Below are 14,786 nucleotides of genomic sequence, written 5' to 3' on the forward strand. Positions count from 1 at the left end.
GTAGGGGCTCTGATTCAAGCCTCAACCAAATGGCCGGTGTTCGTGGTCGACACGGCCCGCGCGGATTCCCTGCGGTGGCCCGTCCGTGACCCGGGAATCCCGCCCGGTCGCCTCAAACTTGTCTGGTCAAGTTTGGTCGTGGTTCTTCCACTCGACAGCGGCGGCCACTACTCATGTCCCGTTCGATGCGCACAGTCAGGCCGTGCGGCCCCAGCCGTGCACGGCGATCTCACGAACGGGACGAGGTACTACGCATGCGACTGCGCTGGAGATCCCTCGGCGGGCTGCTCGCCCTCCTCGGCGCACTGATCGTCTCCGCCCACGCACCCGCGCAGGCGGCCGGGAACAGCGGCAATCTCATCGTCAACGGCGATGCGGAGAGCGGTGGTTACTGCACCGGTGACTGGTCGGCCGCCACGACGGTGCCCGGCTGGACCACCGAGGCCGGCGGCCCGGACGTCATGTGCCACAGCGTCGCCTCCTTCGGCCTGCCCGGCGACGGCCAGGCACCCGGCAAGGCCTTCTTCGGCCCGGGCAACCTCGGCGACGGAGCGATGACCCAGACCGTGGACGTCCGCTCGGCCGCCTCGGCCATCGACGCGGGCACAGTGCACTACGGCCTGTCCGGCTGGCTCGGCGGCTGGACCACCTACGGCGGGTACGTCGCGGTGAGCCTGCACTTCCACGACGGCGCCGGCCACCCCCTCGGCACCCCCGCCAAGCTGCCGACGGTCTCCGCCTCCGACCGCGGCCTCGCCACCGAGTTCCTCGCCCGCAGCACCACGGGCGCGGTCCCCGCCGGCACCCGGTCCGTGCAGGTGGAGGTGCAGTTCCTGTCGACATCCCACGAGACCGGCTACCTCGACGACCTCTCCCTCACCCTGGACACCCCGGTCACAGCGCCCGCCCCGCTCGCGCCGCCCGTCTCCAAGGTCCCGGGCTACGACCACGTGTTCACGGTCATGATGGAGAACACCGACTACTCCGAGGTCATGAACGACCCCGCGGACACGCCGTACATGCACAGCCTCATGGCCCAGGGCGCCACGCTCACCGACCACCACGCCGTCTACCACCCGAGCGACGAGAACTACCTCGCCGTCGCCGGCGGCGACACCTACGCCCGGGGCGCCACGTACTTCCCGAACATCAACTCCCCCGAGCGCAACCTCGGCGACACCGTCGAGGCGGCCGGCAAGACCTGGAAGGCCTACGAGCAGGGCATGGGCACGCCCTGCAACACCAAGAACAACAACGACAGTTACTACCAGCCCGACGACGCGCCCTTCATCAACTACACCGACATCAGCGGCAACGCGTCGCGCTGCGCGGCCCACCTGTTCGACACCACGCAGCTGACCACCGACCTGAAGTCCGCCGCCACCACGCCGAACCTCTCCTGGATCGCCGCCGACGACTACTACGACGGCGAGGCCTCCGGCAACGGCAGCGCCACCAGCCTGAAGACCCAGGACGGCTGGCTGAAGCAGACCCTCGCCCCGGTCCTCGCCTCCCCGGCCTGGACCCAGGACCGCTCGCTGCTCATCCTGACCTGGGACGAGAGCCAGAACGAGGGCTACGACCATGTGGCCACCACCCTCGTCGGCTCCCAGGGCACGGTCCCGGCCGGCACCAGCAGCCCGGCCCACTACGACCACTACGGCATCGCCCGCACCGTCGAGGCCGCCCTCGGCCTGCCCGGCCTGACCGCCAACGACACCTACGCCACCCCGCTCAACGCCGCGTTCGCCCCGTCCACCGCGACCACGCCGACGCTCACCGCCGGCCTGAACGCGGTCACGTCCGGCGGCAACGTCACCTTCCGCTACGCGGTGCCGTCGGCGGCCCAGGCGAACGCCAAGAACTGGATCGGCGTCTACCCGGCGGGCGTCACCCCGGGCACGCAGTCGTCCCGCACCTGGGCCTACGCCCCGAACGCCAGTGGGGCCCTGACCTTCTCCACCGGCTCGTTCGGCGACGCGGGGACATACGACGTGTACTACCTCGCCGACGACGGCTACACGGTCCTCGCCGGACCGCTCACCGTGACCGTCGGCTGACCCGGCCGCGCCGTACCGGGCGCGCACCGCACCCCCCGGCCCGTCCGGTGCGCGGTGCGCGCCCCTCGCGTCACCGGCCCGGGGAGGACGGCCACGCGGGTCGGCCCGGCCGTGGTGGGGGTCAGGCGAGACCGGCCCGGTGGGCGTACAGGGCCGCCTGGACCCGGTTCTCCAGGCCCAGCCGGGTCAGGATGCGGTTGACCCGGCTCTTCACCGTCGCCTCGCTCAGGCCCAGGTCCGCCGCGATCCGGGCGTTGGACAGACCGCGCGCGACCAGCACCAGGACCTGGACCTCGCGCTCGGTCAGCATGACGTCCGCAGGGCCGGGCGCGGGCGCCGTCGGCAGGAGCGCGGGCGGCAGCGCCGTGACGGTGTCGATCAGGCGCCGGGCGACGGTGGGGGCGAGGATCGGCTCGCCCGCGGCCGCCGCGCGCAGCGCCTCCGCGAGCTGCTCGGGCCGGCTGTTCTTCAGCAGGAAGCCGACGGCCCCGGCACGCAGGGCCGCGTGCACGTACTCGTCCAGGTCGAACGTGGTCAGCACCAGCACACGCGGTACCGGCCCCGGACCCGGCCACTCCCGCACGATCCGCCCGGTCGCCTCGACACCGGTCGTGCCCGGCATCCGTACGTCCATCAGCACCACGTCCGGGCGCAGGGCCACGGCCTGGGCGACGGCCTGCTCGCCGTCGCCCGCCTCCCCGACGACCGACAGCCCCTCGCGCCGGTCGATGACGAGCCGCAGCGCGGTCCGCACGATCTCCTGGTCGTCCACGACGAGCACCCGTACGGTCATCGGCGCTCCCGCGAGGCGGAGGGCTGCGCCGCCCGGGGCGCCCGCGCGCACAGGACGGCGCGCAGCCGCCAGCCGCCGCCGGGGCGCGGGCCCGCGTCCAGCTCGCCGTCGAAGGCCGCCACGCGCTCCCGCATCCCGACGAGGCCGCGCCCGGTGCCGGGCACCGGCCGGTGGTCCGGGCCCGACGGATCGTTCTCGACCTCGACCGTGAGCCGCGTGTCGTCACCGCGCACGGCGATCCGCACGGCGACCGGGCCGGCGTGCTTGACCGCGTTGGTCAGCGCCTCCTGGACGATCCGGTAGGCCGAGACCTGCATCCCGGCGGGCGGCGCCGCGCTCACCTCGACGTCGCAGGCGACGCGGCAGCCCGCCGAGGCCGCGACGCCGACGAGCCGGTCGAGACCGTCCAGGGACGGTTCGGGCGCGAGTTCGTGTGCGCCCTCGCCGAAGGACAGCAGCCCGAGCAGCCGCCGCATCTCGGTGAGCGCCGTGTCGGCGGTGCGCGCGATGACCCCGACGCCGTGCGCGGCCTCCTCCCGCTGGAGCGGACCGGAGGTGAGCACGTCCTCGGCGGCCCGTGCCTGGAGGGCGATGGCGCTGACGTGATGGGCGACGACGTCGTGGAGATCGCGGGCGATGCGGGCGCGCTCGGTGAGCACGGCCTGCCGGGCGTTGAGCTCCTGTTCGGCCGCGAGCCTTCGGTTCAGCTCGCGCAGCCGGGCCGCGTCCGCGTCGATCCGGCGCCGTCCGTGGCCCAGCAGCCAGGCCAGCGCGAAGAAGAACACGAACGTCGTGACACTGATCGGCTCCAGCGAGCCGAGCCGCGGCGGCTCCCAGTGCCCGGACAGGGCGTCCGTGAGGGCCGCGGAGAGGAGGCTGAGCAGCGCGAGCGGCCCGCTCACCGAAGCGCGCGCGTACCGGGCCACGGCGTAGACGCCGAGCATCAGCAGGAAGGGCCCCGGCACCTTCGACGGGACGGGGCCGAGCGCCTGGAACAGGACGTACAGCCCGGTCATCGCGACGAGCACGGCACGCGGCGCCGTCCGCCGCCACAGCAGCGGCACGGTCTGCGCGCCCCACAGCGCCACACCCCAGCCGGGCGGCTCGGGCGACCTGTGCAGCACCGTGGCCATGTCGAACAGCGTGAGCCCCCCGACCCACACGGCGTCCGTCAGCCGCGGTCGGGCGGCGAGCTGGCGTTGCACGGCTCGGGGTAGGGCGTTCACCTGGGCACTCATCTCGATCCGTCAGGCTAGACGACCCGGGGGCGGCCCGGATCCTCCCTCGGGCGCGCATCGAAAGATGTGTCGGCAGGCCGCGGGATCGACACCGGGACCGATCCGCGGCCGGGCCGTCCCGCCCTAGCGTCCCGGCCATGACGAACGACCTGACGAACGACCCGGCGGGCAGCATGACGGACACAGCCGTACAGAACCTGCCCCTCTCGGCGACCGCACGCCCGACCCCTTCCCGCGGGCACACCTGGCCCCTGCTCCCGCTCGGCACCGCCGCGATGCTCTTCGCGGTCGGCGGCCGATGGGACATCGCGGTCGCCGCCTGGGTCTTCCCCGTCCTGCTGCTGCGCTTCACCCGGCTGAGCCGCACCTGGCCGGGAGCGCTGTGGATCTGGGCGGCGCACTGCGCGGCCGCCGTCTTCTGGGTCCAGGAGTCGGCGATCGGCTTCAACGCCGTGGTGTTCGCCGGCGCCGTGGCCCTGGCCGCCCTCCAGACCCTGCCGTTCCTCGCCGACCGGCTGCTGACACCCCGGCTGCGTCCGGTGCCGGCGAGTCTGGTCTTCCCGGCCGGTGTCGCCGCCGCCGAGTTCCTGATCACCGTGGTGTCCCCGTTCGGCACCGCGTACGGCTCGCTGGCCGTCACCCAGCACGCGGACCTGCCGCTCCTCCAGGTCGTCGCGGTCACCGGCCCCTGGGGCGTCGGATTCCTCGTCGGCTACGTCGCGAGCACCCTCAACCGCCTCTGGGACGGCGCGTCCTGGCGCGGCGCCCTCAGCTGTACGGCCGTGCTGCTGAGCGTCCTGCTCGCGGGCGGCGCGCGGCTCGCCTTCTTCCCGCCCCAGAGCACGACCGTACGCATCGCGGGTGTCACTGCCGGCCGTACGGTCACCGACGCGCTCAAGACCACGCTCGCCCGGTTCGCCGACCGCCCGGGTGGCGTCGCGGCCGCCCCGGCCGCCGCGGTGCGGCCCGCGATGACGGCGGTCGAGCACGACCTGCTGGCGGCCACCCGCCGGGAGGCCGCCGCAGGCGCGAAGATCGTGATCTGGCCCGAGGAAGCCGTCCGGACCCGGGAGGCCGACGAGACCGCCGCCATCGCCGCAGCGCGGCAACAGGCCCGCCGCTCGGGCGTCTACCTGGAGATCGGCGTCCGCGTCTACAGCACCACCGCGCCCGCCCACGGCCGTGACGAGGCGCTCCTCATCGATCCCCGCGGCACGGTGCTCTGGACCTACCAGAAGGCCCACCCCATCCCCGGCTCGGAGACGTTCGAGCCCGGCGACGGGCACGTCCCCGTCGTCCGCACGCCCTACGGCCGCATCGCGAACGTCATCTGCTACGACGCCGACTTCCCGGCCCTGATGCGGGTGCGGGCCGACATCATGCTCGTCCCCTCGCACGACTGGAGGGAGTACGGCCGCGCGCACACCGAGAAGGCGGCTGTGAGCGCCGTCGAGGGCGGCTACGCCCTGGTCCGCCAGGACGCCGAGGGCGTGTCGGCCGCCTACGACGACGAGGGGCACGTGCTCGCCGCCTCCGACTACTTCGCGACCGACCGGCAAGACCGGCAGACGACGGTCGCCTACGTCCCGGTGCGCGGCGTCACCACGGTCTACGACCGCATCGGGGACACCTTCGCCTGGCTCTGCCTGGCCACGCTCGCGGCGCTCACGGCGACCGCCGTCGTCCGGCCCCGGCGCCCGGCGCCCGGCGTCCGCTGAGCCGTTACGCGACCGCCCCGCGGGCCGTCCGCTCCACCAGGGAGACGCCCTCGGCCATGGAGGCGCTGCCGTTCGACAGGACCACGACGAGGTACCGGTGTCCGTTCACGGTGACCTGCCCGACGCTGTCGACGTCCCAGAGGCCGGACGTGGTGCGCTGGAGCCAGCCGTTCTTCAGCGCGTGCCGGGAGCCGACGGCCGAGACGCCCCATCTCTGCTCGGGCACCACCTGGCTCATCAGGGTGTTGATGTAGGCCCGGGACCCGGCGTTCAGCGCGGTGGCGCCGGTCTTCACCGCCGTGTCGTCCGCATCGCCGTCGAACACGGCGCGCAGCAGCCGTATCTGGTCGCTCGCGGTGGTCCGGGTCAGCCCCCACTTGCCGCCGGGGCCGCTGGTCGTCGAGGTCAGTCCCAGCCGCTTGTTGGCCGCCGTCAGCCCGTCGGCCTGCCCGATCCGCCGCCACAGGGCGTAGGCCGCGGCGTTGTCGCTCTGCTTGATCATCGGCTCGGCGTGCGCGCGCTCCTGCGCGGTGAGTTCCCGGCCCGCGTCCTGTGCCTGGAGCAGCAGGGCCGCGAGGATGTCGACCTCGACGATGCCGGCGGTGTCGTACGCGGCGTCCTCGCCGTGCACGACCGGCGCGCGGCCGGCGCCGTCCAGGTCGAGCACGGCGGCGGTGGCGTGGGCCGGCGCGCCGGCGGGCGAGGAGGCGGCCGACGCCGGGGCCGGATGCAGCGCAGCGGTGGTCAAGAGGGCCGCGGCCGCGGCCGGCACGAGACCGGTCCGGGCGCGGAGGGTGAGGGACGGCATCGCCCGGAACGTGTCCGGAGCGGGCACCGGACGACATGACAGCCGTCACCTTCACCCGTTTCGCAGTGAATTGTGAGGAGAGCCGCCGGACATGCCGCAGGGGCCCCCAAGGGGCGGAATGCGGCGTGCGGACCGGCTGAACGGCGGCGTGTACGCGCGGCCGGGCGGCGCCCCTCGCCTATCGTCGGCCGGACAACCGACATCCGGAGTGAAGATGGAAAAAACGGATGAAATGGTTGGTGTGGCCGAGGGTGTGGCGGTCGTCTCCGTCGAACCGCCCCTGCGCCGCATCCGGCCCTGGCCGCACGGCGCCGTCCTCGCGATCGCGGCCGCAGCCGTGGCCGTGCTCCTCCTCGCCGGCACCCAGTGGCTGGACCGGCCCGCCGTCCAGGCCTGGCGCACCGTCTGCCTCGCCATCACCGTCCAGGCGCTCCCCTTCCTGCTCCTCGGCACCGCGCTGTCCGGCGCCATCAACGCCTTCGTACCGGCCGAGCTGTTCACCAGGGTCCTGCCCAGGCGGCCCGCCCTCGCCGTGCCGGTGGCCGGGGTCGCGGGCGCGGTGCTGCCGGGCTGCGAGTGCGCCTCCGTACCCGTCGCCAACAGCCTGATCCGGCGCGGTGTCACCCCGGCCGCCGCCTTCGCCTTCCTGCTCTCCGCGCCGGCCATCAACCCCGTGGTGCTGACCGCCACCGCCGTCGCCTTCCCGGGCAGCCCCGCGATGGTCGCCGCCCGGCTGCTCGCCTCCCTCGCCACCGCCGCTGTGATGGGCTGGCTGTGGCTCTGGCTGGGCAAGGAACGGTGGCTGCGCCCCGTACTGCGGCACGGGCACACCGGCCACCGGCACGGCAGCAGCCGCTGGAACGAGTTCCGGCTCGGCTTCCAGCACGACTTCCTGCACGCCGGGGGCTTCCTGGTGCTCGGCGCCATGGCCGCCGCCACCTTCAACGTCGCGGTGCCGCGCTCCGTCCTCGACACCTTCTCCGGCTCGCCCTGGCTGTCGGTGCTCTTCCTGGCCGGGCTCGCCGTGCTCCTTGCAGTCTGCTCGGAGGCCGACGCGTTCGTCGCCGCCTCGCTCGCCGGGTTCTCGCCGACCGCCCGTCTGGCGTTCATGGTGGTCGGCCCGATGGTCGACCTCAAGCTCATCGCCCTCCAGGCGGGCACCTTCGGGCGCGCCTTCGCCTGGCGGTTCTCCACGGCCACCACCGTGGTGGCGGTCGCCGCGAGCGTCCTGATCGGAGGCGCGCTGCTGTGAGACGCCCCGTACAGACCCTGCTGCTGACCCTGACCGGCATCGGCCTGCTCCACACGACCCTGTTCACCGACATCTACCTGCGCTACGTCAAGGCCGGCCTGCACCCCCTGCTGATCGTCTCCGGGGCGGTCCTGCTGCTGCTCGGCCTGGCCTCGGCGGCCCTCGGGGACGGCCGGGCGCAGACGTACGGCGACGAGCCCGGCCAGGAACCCGCCTGCGACCGCGGCCGTGACCACGGCCATGAACACGGTCACGACCACTCCGGCGCCCCGCGCGTCGCCTGGCTGCTCTTCCTCCCGGCGCTCAGCCTGCTCTTCTACGCCCCGCCCGCCCTCGGCGCGTACACCGCGGCCCGCTCGAACGCCACGCCGGTCAGTGCGCAGAAGAAAGGATTCGCTCCGCTGCCCGCGACCTCACCCCTGCCGCTCACCCTCACGGACTTCACCCGGCGCGTCCAGCAGGACCGCAGCCTGGCCATCAGGAACCACTCCGTGCGGCTCACGGGGTTCGTCACCCCGGCCGGGGACGACGACGGCTGGTACCTGACCCGCATCATCTTCACGTGCTGTGCCGCCGACTCCCAGACCGTCAAGGTCCGCGTGTACGGCACCGAGGCACCGCCCGCCGACACATGGCTCGCGGTGACCGGGACCTGGCATCCCCGGGGCGCCCTCGGCACGAGCACCGCAGAGGCGGCGCTCGACGTCACGGACGCCCGCCCCATCGCCCAGCCGGTCAACGCCTACACCGACGACCTGCCGCTCACCCCGTCGTAGCCCGGCGCGCGGCGTCGTGCGTGGCCCATGCCCTCCCGCAGCGCCCAGGGCTCCAGCCGGGCGCGGACGCGGGACAGCTCCCCGGGATCGGTGACGAGACTACTGCGGCGCACCGGTGTCTCGGCACGTCATGGGCGGAGCGGCACCGCGGGGGATCGGTGCCGCTCCTGAGGCCACGTTGGCCCCTCGCCCACGGCTTCGGACAGTGCCTTGTGTCCCTTTCCGGGGGCCGGACGTCCCGATGGCACGGATCTTTCGCGCGCTCGCCCCGCCGCGATCCGCAATGAGGTGCACGATGGAGTCGTGACACCCGCCGCTCGCCCGGCGGTGGAGAGGAGGCGGTGACGATGGCCCGGACACCTCCCACGACGGTCACACCGGTACGGCTGTGGCGGTGGCGGAGCAACCCGCTGCGGCGGCACAGCGATGTCGTCGAGGCCTGGATCATCCTCGCGACCTGGGTGTTCGCCATCTTCTGCAGCGCCGTCGCGGGCCTCGTGGCGGCCCACAACGCCGACGCGGCGTTCTCCGCCCGGCGGGCCCACGTGCACGCGGTGCACGCCGTGATCACCGATGACGCGGCACGCTCCACCGCCTCCGGCACCGGCTACGACGACGGACGGGTCTGGGCCGCCGTGCGCTGGACGGACGCGCACGGCGCGGTGCACACCGACAGCGCGAAGATCGTCCCCGGCGCCCCCGCCGGCTCCCGGATCACGGTCTGGACGAACAGCGCGAACCGGGTCGTGTCCCCACCGGTCACCGGCGCCGCGGCCGACCTCCAGGCGGCCCTCACCGGCGCCCTCGTCGCCCCGACGGTCGGCGCGGCGGTCTGGGTCACGGGGTGGGGTGTCCGCACCCGGCTCATCCGGCGTCGCATGGCCGAGTGGGACGAGGAGTGGAAGCGCATAGGACCGCGGTGGGGCAACCTCAGCGGCGGCCGGGGCTGACCGCACGTCCGCACGCCCGTACGTCCTCGCCGGTATACCGGCGCGACAGGGCGGGAAGGGCCACCCGCTTCTCGTGGGTCCGGATTGCGCGGTGCACGGTTCCCGACCGCTTCTCCGCGTCTGTCTCGGTCCTTCCCGCCACTACCAGCACACCACGGAAACCGCTCGCCCACCAGGGGTGCCGGGGCCCGTCCGACGGCCGGACCCGTCGGTGTCACCCGCACGGGTCGTTCGCCGCCTCCCGGCCGCCCGGGCGCATGACGGCGTATCCCACTGACGACCGAGGGCAGCGCGGAAGCCTGCATGGTCCGCGCGGGAGACGTCCTGGAGGCCCGGGTACGGCTGCCCCGAGAGGTCGGGGCGTGGCCGACGATCTGGACCTGGCGCGACGGCGACCAGGAGATCGACGTGTTCGAGTAGCACCCGGACCATCCGGACCGCCTGGAGTTCGGCAACCACGTCCGCGGCGCCGGTCACTACGGTGGACGGCATCCGGGCCTGTGCCGACGGCCGGGGGGTGGTCACAGGGGCGTCGCCGCGCGCAGCAGGAGCAGGAGCGTGACGGCCGAGTTGGCCGAGAACATCGCGGAGAGGGCGGCTCCGGCAGCCGCCGTCCACAGGGCCAGGCCCACCGTCGTGAAGAAGGACGGCCAGGCGCGGCCGCTGGGTGCCGGAGCCAGCAGTGCGGCGACCCGGCGGGGGAGCGGGCCGGGAGCGGCCAGCGCGGCGAGGGCCGGCGCGGGGGCCGGGTGGGAGACGAGCGCGGCGGTGCCGATCGCGCGGGCCACGGCCTTGCGGCTGCCGACCGCGCGGGCCGCCTCCTCGTCCGCCCAACGCTCGGCGGTGTAGGCGACCGCCGTCCGCAGCGGGCGCAGGAAAGGGTTGGCGCAGGCGGCGAGTTGGACGAGCAGCAGATGCCGGTGGTGCCGGGCGAGCAGGTGGCTGCGCTCATGGGCGAACAGCGCGCGGCGCTCGCGGGAGGAGAGACAGCCGAGCATCGCCGTGGACACGACGATCCGGTCGCGCGGCCCGCCGGGCAGCGCGTAGGCGTACGGCTGGGCGTCGGGCAGCACGGCGACCTGGGTGGGCGGCAGCCCCCGGAGCGCCGCGTGGGCCCGTCGCCGTACCCGGCGATGGCGCAGCAGGGCGCGGCCGCAGCCGGTGACGACCGCGAGCAGCGCGGGGATCGCGGCCTTGCCCGCGACCTCGTGCCGGGGCACGCTCTCGCGCACCTCGGGGTCCGACCAGCCGTCCGGCAGCGGATTGCCGGGAAGCTGGGCCGTGCCGACCACCATCAGCAGCGCCAGGCACACCGTGCTGCACAGCACCATGACGGTGGACACCCAGGTCAGCAGCACGGTCGCGGTGCGCGGATGGAGGCGCTGCTCGGCCAGGCGCGCGATCGGCCAGGCCGTGAGCGGCAGTACCAGGGGGAGGAAGACGAAGATTCCCATCGTCGCTCGGCTCTCGGCTCTCGTCCTCAGTTTTCGTCGGTGGCCTGGTCCAGCAGCTCGCGCAGCACTTGTTCGTCACCCTCGGGCAGCGCCGTGATGAAACTGGCCAGCACCGCGCGCCGGTCCTGCTCGCCGTCGAGGACCTTGCGCATCTTCAGCGCGGCCAGCCCGGCCTCGTCCGCGGTGGGCAGCCACACGAACGACCGGCCCTCGCGCCGGCGCGTCACGGCGTGCTTCGCCAGCAGCCGGGCCAGGACCGTCATCACGGTCGTGTAGGCGAGGTCGGCGGCCAGCCGGTCCTGCACCCAGCCTGCGGTCACCGGGCCCCCGGCCTCGTGCAGTGCCGCGAGCACCTGTGTCTCCAGCGCGCCCTGCGCCCTGCGCGGCCGGCGCGGATCCGGGTGCGTCACCCGCTGTCTCCCTTCTGCCCGGAGGTCTGCCGGAGGAACGTCACATCGTACCGAGCCGCCGGTCATGGCCGGTTTGCGCTCCCGACGGCAGTGTCCCTCGCGTCGCGCCGCCCCAGTGCTTCTACAGTGTTGTAGATTCAGGAACGCCCGGATCAGTCGCGGGAGTTGCCGAACAGGAGTCGATAGCCGATGAGCAGCACCAGGGAACCGCCGATCGCCGCACCCCAGGTGTAGAGGTCGAAGAAGTGCTTCTCCACCGGGCGGTCGAGGAAGCGGGCGGAGAGCCATCCGCCGATGAACGAGCCGGCGATGCCGATGAGCGTGGTGCCGATGAAGCCGCCCGGGTCGCGGCCCGGCAGCAGCAGTTTGGCGATGGCTCCGGCGGCCAGGCCCAGGATGATCCAGCCGATGATGCCCACGGTGTTGCCTTCCGGTCGGTTGTGTGTTCGCGCAAGCCTAGGGGCGGTTGACGTGAGCACACAGTCGTCGCAGGCCTCTGGCGATGTCCCGTCGAGGTTCTGCTACATGATTAAGACATTGCGCAACTGGGGAACCGGAGGAACCCCAGCTGCGTTGATCGTGATGGACGCGGGAAGCGCGAGCGGCTGCGGAGGACGTGGATGAGTGTGTCCCTGACCAAGGGCGGCAATGTGTCGCTGGGCAAACAGGCCCCTGGTCTGACTGCTGTGACGGTCGGGCTGGGCTGGCAGGCGGACACGGGGTACGAGCTGGATGCCAGCGCGTTGCTCTGTGACGCCTCGGGCCACGTGCTGTCCGACGAGCACTTCGTCTTCTTCAACAACCTGACCAGCCCCGACGGTTCGGTCCGTCACGGCGGCGCAGGCGGTCAGGCGGGCGACGACCAGCGGATCCAGGTCGATCTGACCCGGGTCCCGGCGCAGGCCGAGAAGATCGTCTTCCTCGTGTCGCTGTACGAGGCCGCGAGCCGGGGCCAGACCTTCGGGCAGGTGCTCCGCGCGCACATCCGCGTCCTCGACCAGGACGGCGGCGCCGAACTCGCCCGCTACGACCTCGCGTCCGGCAGCCTGTCGGCCGAGACCGCCCTGGTCTTCGGCGAGTTGTACCGGCACGGCGCGGACTGGAAGTTCCGCGCGGTCGGCCAGGGGTACGCCTCGGGCCTCGCCGGTATCGCGTCCGACTACGGCGTGACGGTGCTCCGGGAGACATCCCCGAGCCCCGCACCGGCGCCGAGCCCGGCACCGGTCGCCGTACGAAAACAACCGGGTGCGGCCGCGCCCGTGTCCTCCGCCCCCTCCGAGCCGTCGGTCGCCGCCGCGTCGGCCCCGGCGTTCACCGCATCTCCGCAACCCACCGGGAGTTCCACCGTGACCTGCTTCTTCGACCCCAACCACGGCCCGGGCACGATGACCGTGACCTGGTCCCCGCAGTGGGGTGTGGCCCGCCCCGTCCAGACGTGCGGCGGCTGCGCACAGCGCGTGCAGACCACGGTCCCGCCGTTCTACACCCCGCCCCAGCAGGGCTACCCGCAGCCGGTGCCGCAGGGCTATCCGCAGCAGGGTTACCCGCAGCAGGGTTACCCCCAGCAGGGCTACCCGCAGCAGGGCTACGCGGAGCCGTACGGGGACCGCCACGACCACCAGCAGGGCGGCGGCCGCCGCTTCGGCACCGGTGCGCTCATCGGCGCCGGTGCGGCCGGCCTCATCGGCGGCGCGCTGCTCAACGAGGCGTTCGACGACGACGAACCTGACGTCGAGGTCAACAACTACTACGAGGACTGATCCCGAGGGCCGGCCCGTTCCCGTCTCCGGTGGCGCACGGCCGCCGGAGACGGACGCCTACACTGGGTGGGCGTATGTGCGTCGGCTGTGATGAGCCAGGGACGGGGACGGGAGAGGACAGTGACGGAGAACGCCGCCGGCTTCGAGGACCCGCCCGCCGAGGTGCTGGCCGAGGCCGCCGCGGCGTTCGGGCTGCTCGCCTCCTCGGCCCGGCTGCATCTGATGTGGGCCCTGTCCCAGGGCGAGAGCGACGTCACGCATCTCGCCGACCGCGTGGGCGGCGCCCTGCCCGCGGTCAGCCAGCACCTGGCGAAGCTGAAGCTCGCCGGCCTCGTCCGCTCCCGCCGCGAGGGCAGACGGCAGGTGTACTACATCGACGACCCCGACGTCGTCACCCTGGTCCGGGTGATGGTCGGTCAGCTCACCGCGCGCACCCAGCATGCCTCCGCCCCCGTCCACCGCCTGCGCGGAATCGGCGGCTGAGACGAGATGTCCGCGAAGTCCCTCTGTAAGAAAAGGGTTTGAGCGGCGCGGATGGGTAATTCGTCCGGTTTTGGCACGCTATGGCCATCCATGACGAGACACACCTGACACCGTTCTTAACCCGGGGGCGTACACTCCGGCTCCCGTACCGACGCAGGTCCGCACGGCGATTCCAAAAGGTGCCCCACCTGTGAATTGAGTGTGTATCCGCGCTGTTCGGGCCACAGGTTTGTTAGATTGCGCAACCACGCAAGCGAGGCGGAGCGGCAGTCTTCCGCCCGCCTTTACACCGCCGCGCAGGTCTGGCCGTACACCCCTCGGCCGGGACTGACGGGCCCGACCGTTCATGGGAGTGGGAGATGAGCGACCCGTGGGACGGCCCCGCCGGCCAGGCCACGCGGAGCCGTAACGCACGGGTTCCCGGACAGCGCGCAGCCGAGGCCGACGGAGCACGTCAGCAGGGCGGCAGGGCCGCGGCCCGGGCGGCCGCCCGCTCACGCGCCGGCAAGCGCGGGCGCCGGGCCCGTCAGGCGGGGCGCGGGAAACGGGCGCTGAAGATCATCGGCATCGGCATGTCGACCCTCATCGTGGTCACGGCCGGTGCGGGCTGGTGGTTCTACGAGCACCTGAACGGCAACATCCACAGCCTCTCGCTCGACGGCAAGGGCGGCGCCGAGAAGGCCGACGCCTTCGGCCGCACCCCGATCAACATCCTGGTCATGGGCTCCGACGGGCGCACCAGCGCGGCCGACTGCAAGCTGGGCGGCGGCTGTTCGCAGACCGGCGTGCAGACCGGCAGCAACGCGGACGTGGAGATGGTGCTGCACATATCCGCCGACCGCTCCAACGCCACGGTGATGAGCATCCCCCGCGACACCATGACCAAGGTGCCCGCCTGCACGGACAGCGAGAGCAAGCAGTCCACCAACGGCTACTACGGCCAGATCAACAGCGCGCTGCAGTACGGCCCCGCCTGTCAGGTGGCCACTGTCCACCAGCTCACGGGCATCCCGATCGACCACTTCGTCAAGCTGGACTTCTCCGGCGTGGTGAAGATGTCGGACGCGATCGGCGGCGTCTCCGT

15 protein-coding genes and 1 pseudogene are annotated in these 14,786 nt (G+C 73.0%); 9 read left to right on the forward strand and 7 right to left on the reverse strand.

Translation table 11 applies throughout. From position 1 onward, the window contains the following. Positions 1-254: 254 nt before the first annotated feature. Positions 255-2,060: an alkaline phosphatase family protein gene (locus ACZ4MF_RS34530; RefSeq protein WP_467496348.1), complete on the forward strand. Its 1,806-nt coding sequence runs from the start codon at positions 255-257 to the stop codon at positions 2,058-2,060. 121 nt (positions 2,061-2,181) lie between these two features. On the opposite strand, the gene ACZ4MF_RS34535 is transcribed toward ACZ4MF_RS34530, so the two are convergent. Then, a complete protein-coding gene (locus tag ACZ4MF_RS34535) occupies positions 2,182-2,853 on the reverse strand; it encodes a response regulator (protein WP_467496350.1) in 672 nt (223 codons plus the stop codon). After that, positions 2,850-4,091 (reverse strand): sensor histidine kinase, encoded by a 1,242-nt coding sequence (locus tag ACZ4MF_RS34540; protein WP_467496352.1) that lies wholly within the window; start codon positions 4,089-4,091, stop codon positions 2,850-2,852. Before ACZ4MF_RS34540 ends, ACZ4MF_RS34535 begins: the two co-directional genes overlap by 4 nt. A 137-nt stretch (positions 4,092-4,228) precedes the next feature. On the opposite strand from ACZ4MF_RS34540, the gene ACZ4MF_RS34545 reads away from it, so the two are divergent. Further along, positions 4,229-5,809 (forward strand): nitrilase-related carbon-nitrogen hydrolase, encoded by a 1,581-nt coding sequence (locus ACZ4MF_RS34545; protein ID WP_467496354.1) that lies wholly within the window; start codon positions 4,229-4,231, stop codon positions 5,807-5,809. Positions 5,810-5,813: 4 nt separating this feature from the next. Here the strand turns inward: ACZ4MF_RS34545 and ACZ4MF_RS34550 are convergent, their stop codons facing one another. Then, on the reverse strand, positions 5,814-6,617 hold the full coding sequence (locus ACZ4MF_RS34550) for a serine hydrolase (protein WP_467496356.1): 804 nt from the start codon (positions 6,615-6,617) through the stop codon (positions 5,814-5,816). Between the two features lie 214 nt (positions 6,618-6,831). Between ACZ4MF_RS34550 and ACZ4MF_RS34555 the strand changes: the two genes are divergently transcribed. Further along, on the forward strand, positions 6,832-7,869 hold the full coding sequence (locus tag ACZ4MF_RS34555) for a permease (protein ID WP_467496358.1): 1,038 nt from the start codon (positions 6,832-6,834) through the stop codon (positions 7,867-7,869). Then, positions 7,866-8,645, forward strand: a complete 780-nt coding sequence (locus ACZ4MF_RS34560; protein ID WP_467496360.1) for a TIGR03943 family putative permease subunit — start codon at positions 7,866-7,868, stop codon at positions 8,643-8,645. Before ACZ4MF_RS34555 ends, ACZ4MF_RS34560 begins: the two co-directional genes overlap by 4 nt. On the opposite strand, the gene ACZ4MF_RS34565 is transcribed toward ACZ4MF_RS34560, so the two are convergent. Beyond that, entirely contained in the window at positions 8,612-8,758 is a 147-nt protein-coding gene (locus tag ACZ4MF_RS34565; protein WP_467496362.1) for a hypothetical protein, read from the reverse strand. The genes ACZ4MF_RS34560 and ACZ4MF_RS34565 overlap by 34 nt on opposite strands. Before the next feature lie 234 nt (positions 8,759-8,992). On the opposite strand from ACZ4MF_RS34565, the gene ACZ4MF_RS34570 reads away from it, so the two are divergent. Both ACZ4MF_RS34570 and ACZ4MF_RS34575 read left to right on the forward strand, forming a co-directional pair. Beyond that, positions 8,993-9,595, forward strand: coding sequence for an Rv1733c family protein (locus ACZ4MF_RS34570; protein WP_467496364.1), 603 nt, complete (start codon positions 8,993-8,995; stop codon positions 9,593-9,595). Between the two features lie 273 nt (positions 9,596-9,868). Continuing rightward, positions 9,869-10,075, forward strand: a pseudogene (locus ACZ4MF_RS34575) (beta-glucanase); the annotation flags it as partial. A gap of 41 nt (positions 10,076-10,116) precedes the next feature. On the opposite strand, the gene ACZ4MF_RS34580 reads toward ACZ4MF_RS34575, so the two are convergent. From ACZ4MF_RS34580 to ACZ4MF_RS34590, 3 genes are all read right to left on the reverse strand, one after another. Further along, positions 10,117-11,049 (reverse strand): M56 family metallopeptidase, encoded by a 933-nt coding sequence (locus ACZ4MF_RS34580; RefSeq protein ID WP_467496366.1) that lies wholly within the window; start codon positions 11,047-11,049, stop codon positions 10,117-10,119. 26 nt (positions 11,050-11,075) lie between these two features. Further along, positions 11,076-11,459, reverse strand: a complete 384-nt coding sequence (locus ACZ4MF_RS34585; protein ID WP_467496368.1) for a BlaI/MecI/CopY family transcriptional regulator — start codon at positions 11,457-11,459, stop codon at positions 11,076-11,078. 152 nt (positions 11,460-11,611) lie between these two features. After that, positions 11,612-11,878, reverse strand: coding sequence for a GlsB/YeaQ/YmgE family stress response membrane protein (locus ACZ4MF_RS34590; RefSeq protein WP_071386473.1), 267 nt, complete (start codon positions 11,876-11,878; stop codon positions 11,612-11,614). A gap of 201 nt (positions 11,879-12,079) precedes the next feature. Between ACZ4MF_RS34590 and ACZ4MF_RS34595 the strand changes: the two genes are divergently transcribed. From ACZ4MF_RS34595 to ACZ4MF_RS34605, 3 genes are all read left to right on the forward strand, one after another. Beyond that, complete coding sequence (locus tag ACZ4MF_RS34595) at positions 12,080-13,219, forward strand: TerD family protein (protein WP_467496370.1); 1,140 nt, start codon at positions 12,080-12,082, stop codon at positions 13,217-13,219. Between the two features lie 90 nt (positions 13,220-13,309). Then, positions 13,310-13,702 (forward strand): ArsR/SmtB family transcription factor, encoded by a 393-nt coding sequence (locus ACZ4MF_RS34600; RefSeq protein WP_362822168.1) that lies wholly within the window; start codon positions 13,310-13,312, stop codon positions 13,700-13,702. A gap of 359 nt (positions 13,703-14,061) precedes the next feature. Next, a partial coding sequence (locus ACZ4MF_RS34605; RefSeq protein ID WP_467496372.1) for an LCP family protein occupies positions 14,062-14,786 on the forward strand: 725 nt, incomplete at its 3' end.

This window comes from Streptomyces sp. NPDC025793 (genome assembly GCF_055558375.1).

Coding starts and splice junctions, on each gene's coding strand:
- ACZ4MF_RS34530 (WP_467496348.1), top strand. CDS start 255: ATGCGACTGCGCTGGAGATCCCTCGGCGGGCTGCTCGCCCTCCTCGGC.
- ACZ4MF_RS34535 (WP_467496350.1), bottom strand. CDS start 2,853: ATGACCGTACGGGTGCTCGTCGTGGACGACCAGGAGATCGTGCGGACC.
- ACZ4MF_RS34540 (WP_467496352.1), bottom strand. CDS start 4,091: ATGAGTGCCCAGGTGAACGCCCTACCCCGAGCCGTGCAACGCCAGCTC.
- ACZ4MF_RS34545 (WP_467496354.1), top strand. CDS start 4,229: ATGACGAACGACCTGACGAACGACCCGGCGGGCAGCATGACGGACACA.
- ACZ4MF_RS34550 (WP_467496356.1), bottom strand. CDS start 6,617: ATGCCGTCCCTCACCCTCCGCGCCCGGACCGGTCTCGTGCCGGCCGCG.
- ACZ4MF_RS34555 (WP_467496358.1), top strand. CDS start 6,832: ATGGAAAAAACGGATGAAATGGTTGGTGTGGCCGAGGGTGTGGCGGTC.
- ACZ4MF_RS34570 (WP_467496364.1), top strand. CDS start 8,993: ATGGCCCGGACACCTCCCACGACGGTCACACCGGTACGGCTGTGGCGG.
- ACZ4MF_RS34580 (WP_467496366.1), bottom strand. CDS start 11,049: ATGGGAATCTTCGTCTTCCTCCCCCTGGTACTGCCGCTCACGGCCTGG.
- ACZ4MF_RS34595 (WP_467496370.1), top strand. CDS start 12,080: ATGAGTGTGTCCCTGACCAAGGGCGGCAATGTGTCGCTGGGCAAACAG.
- ACZ4MF_RS34600 (WP_362822168.1), top strand. CDS start 13,310: ATGAGCCAGGGACGGGGACGGGAGAGGACAGTGACGGAGAACGCCGCC.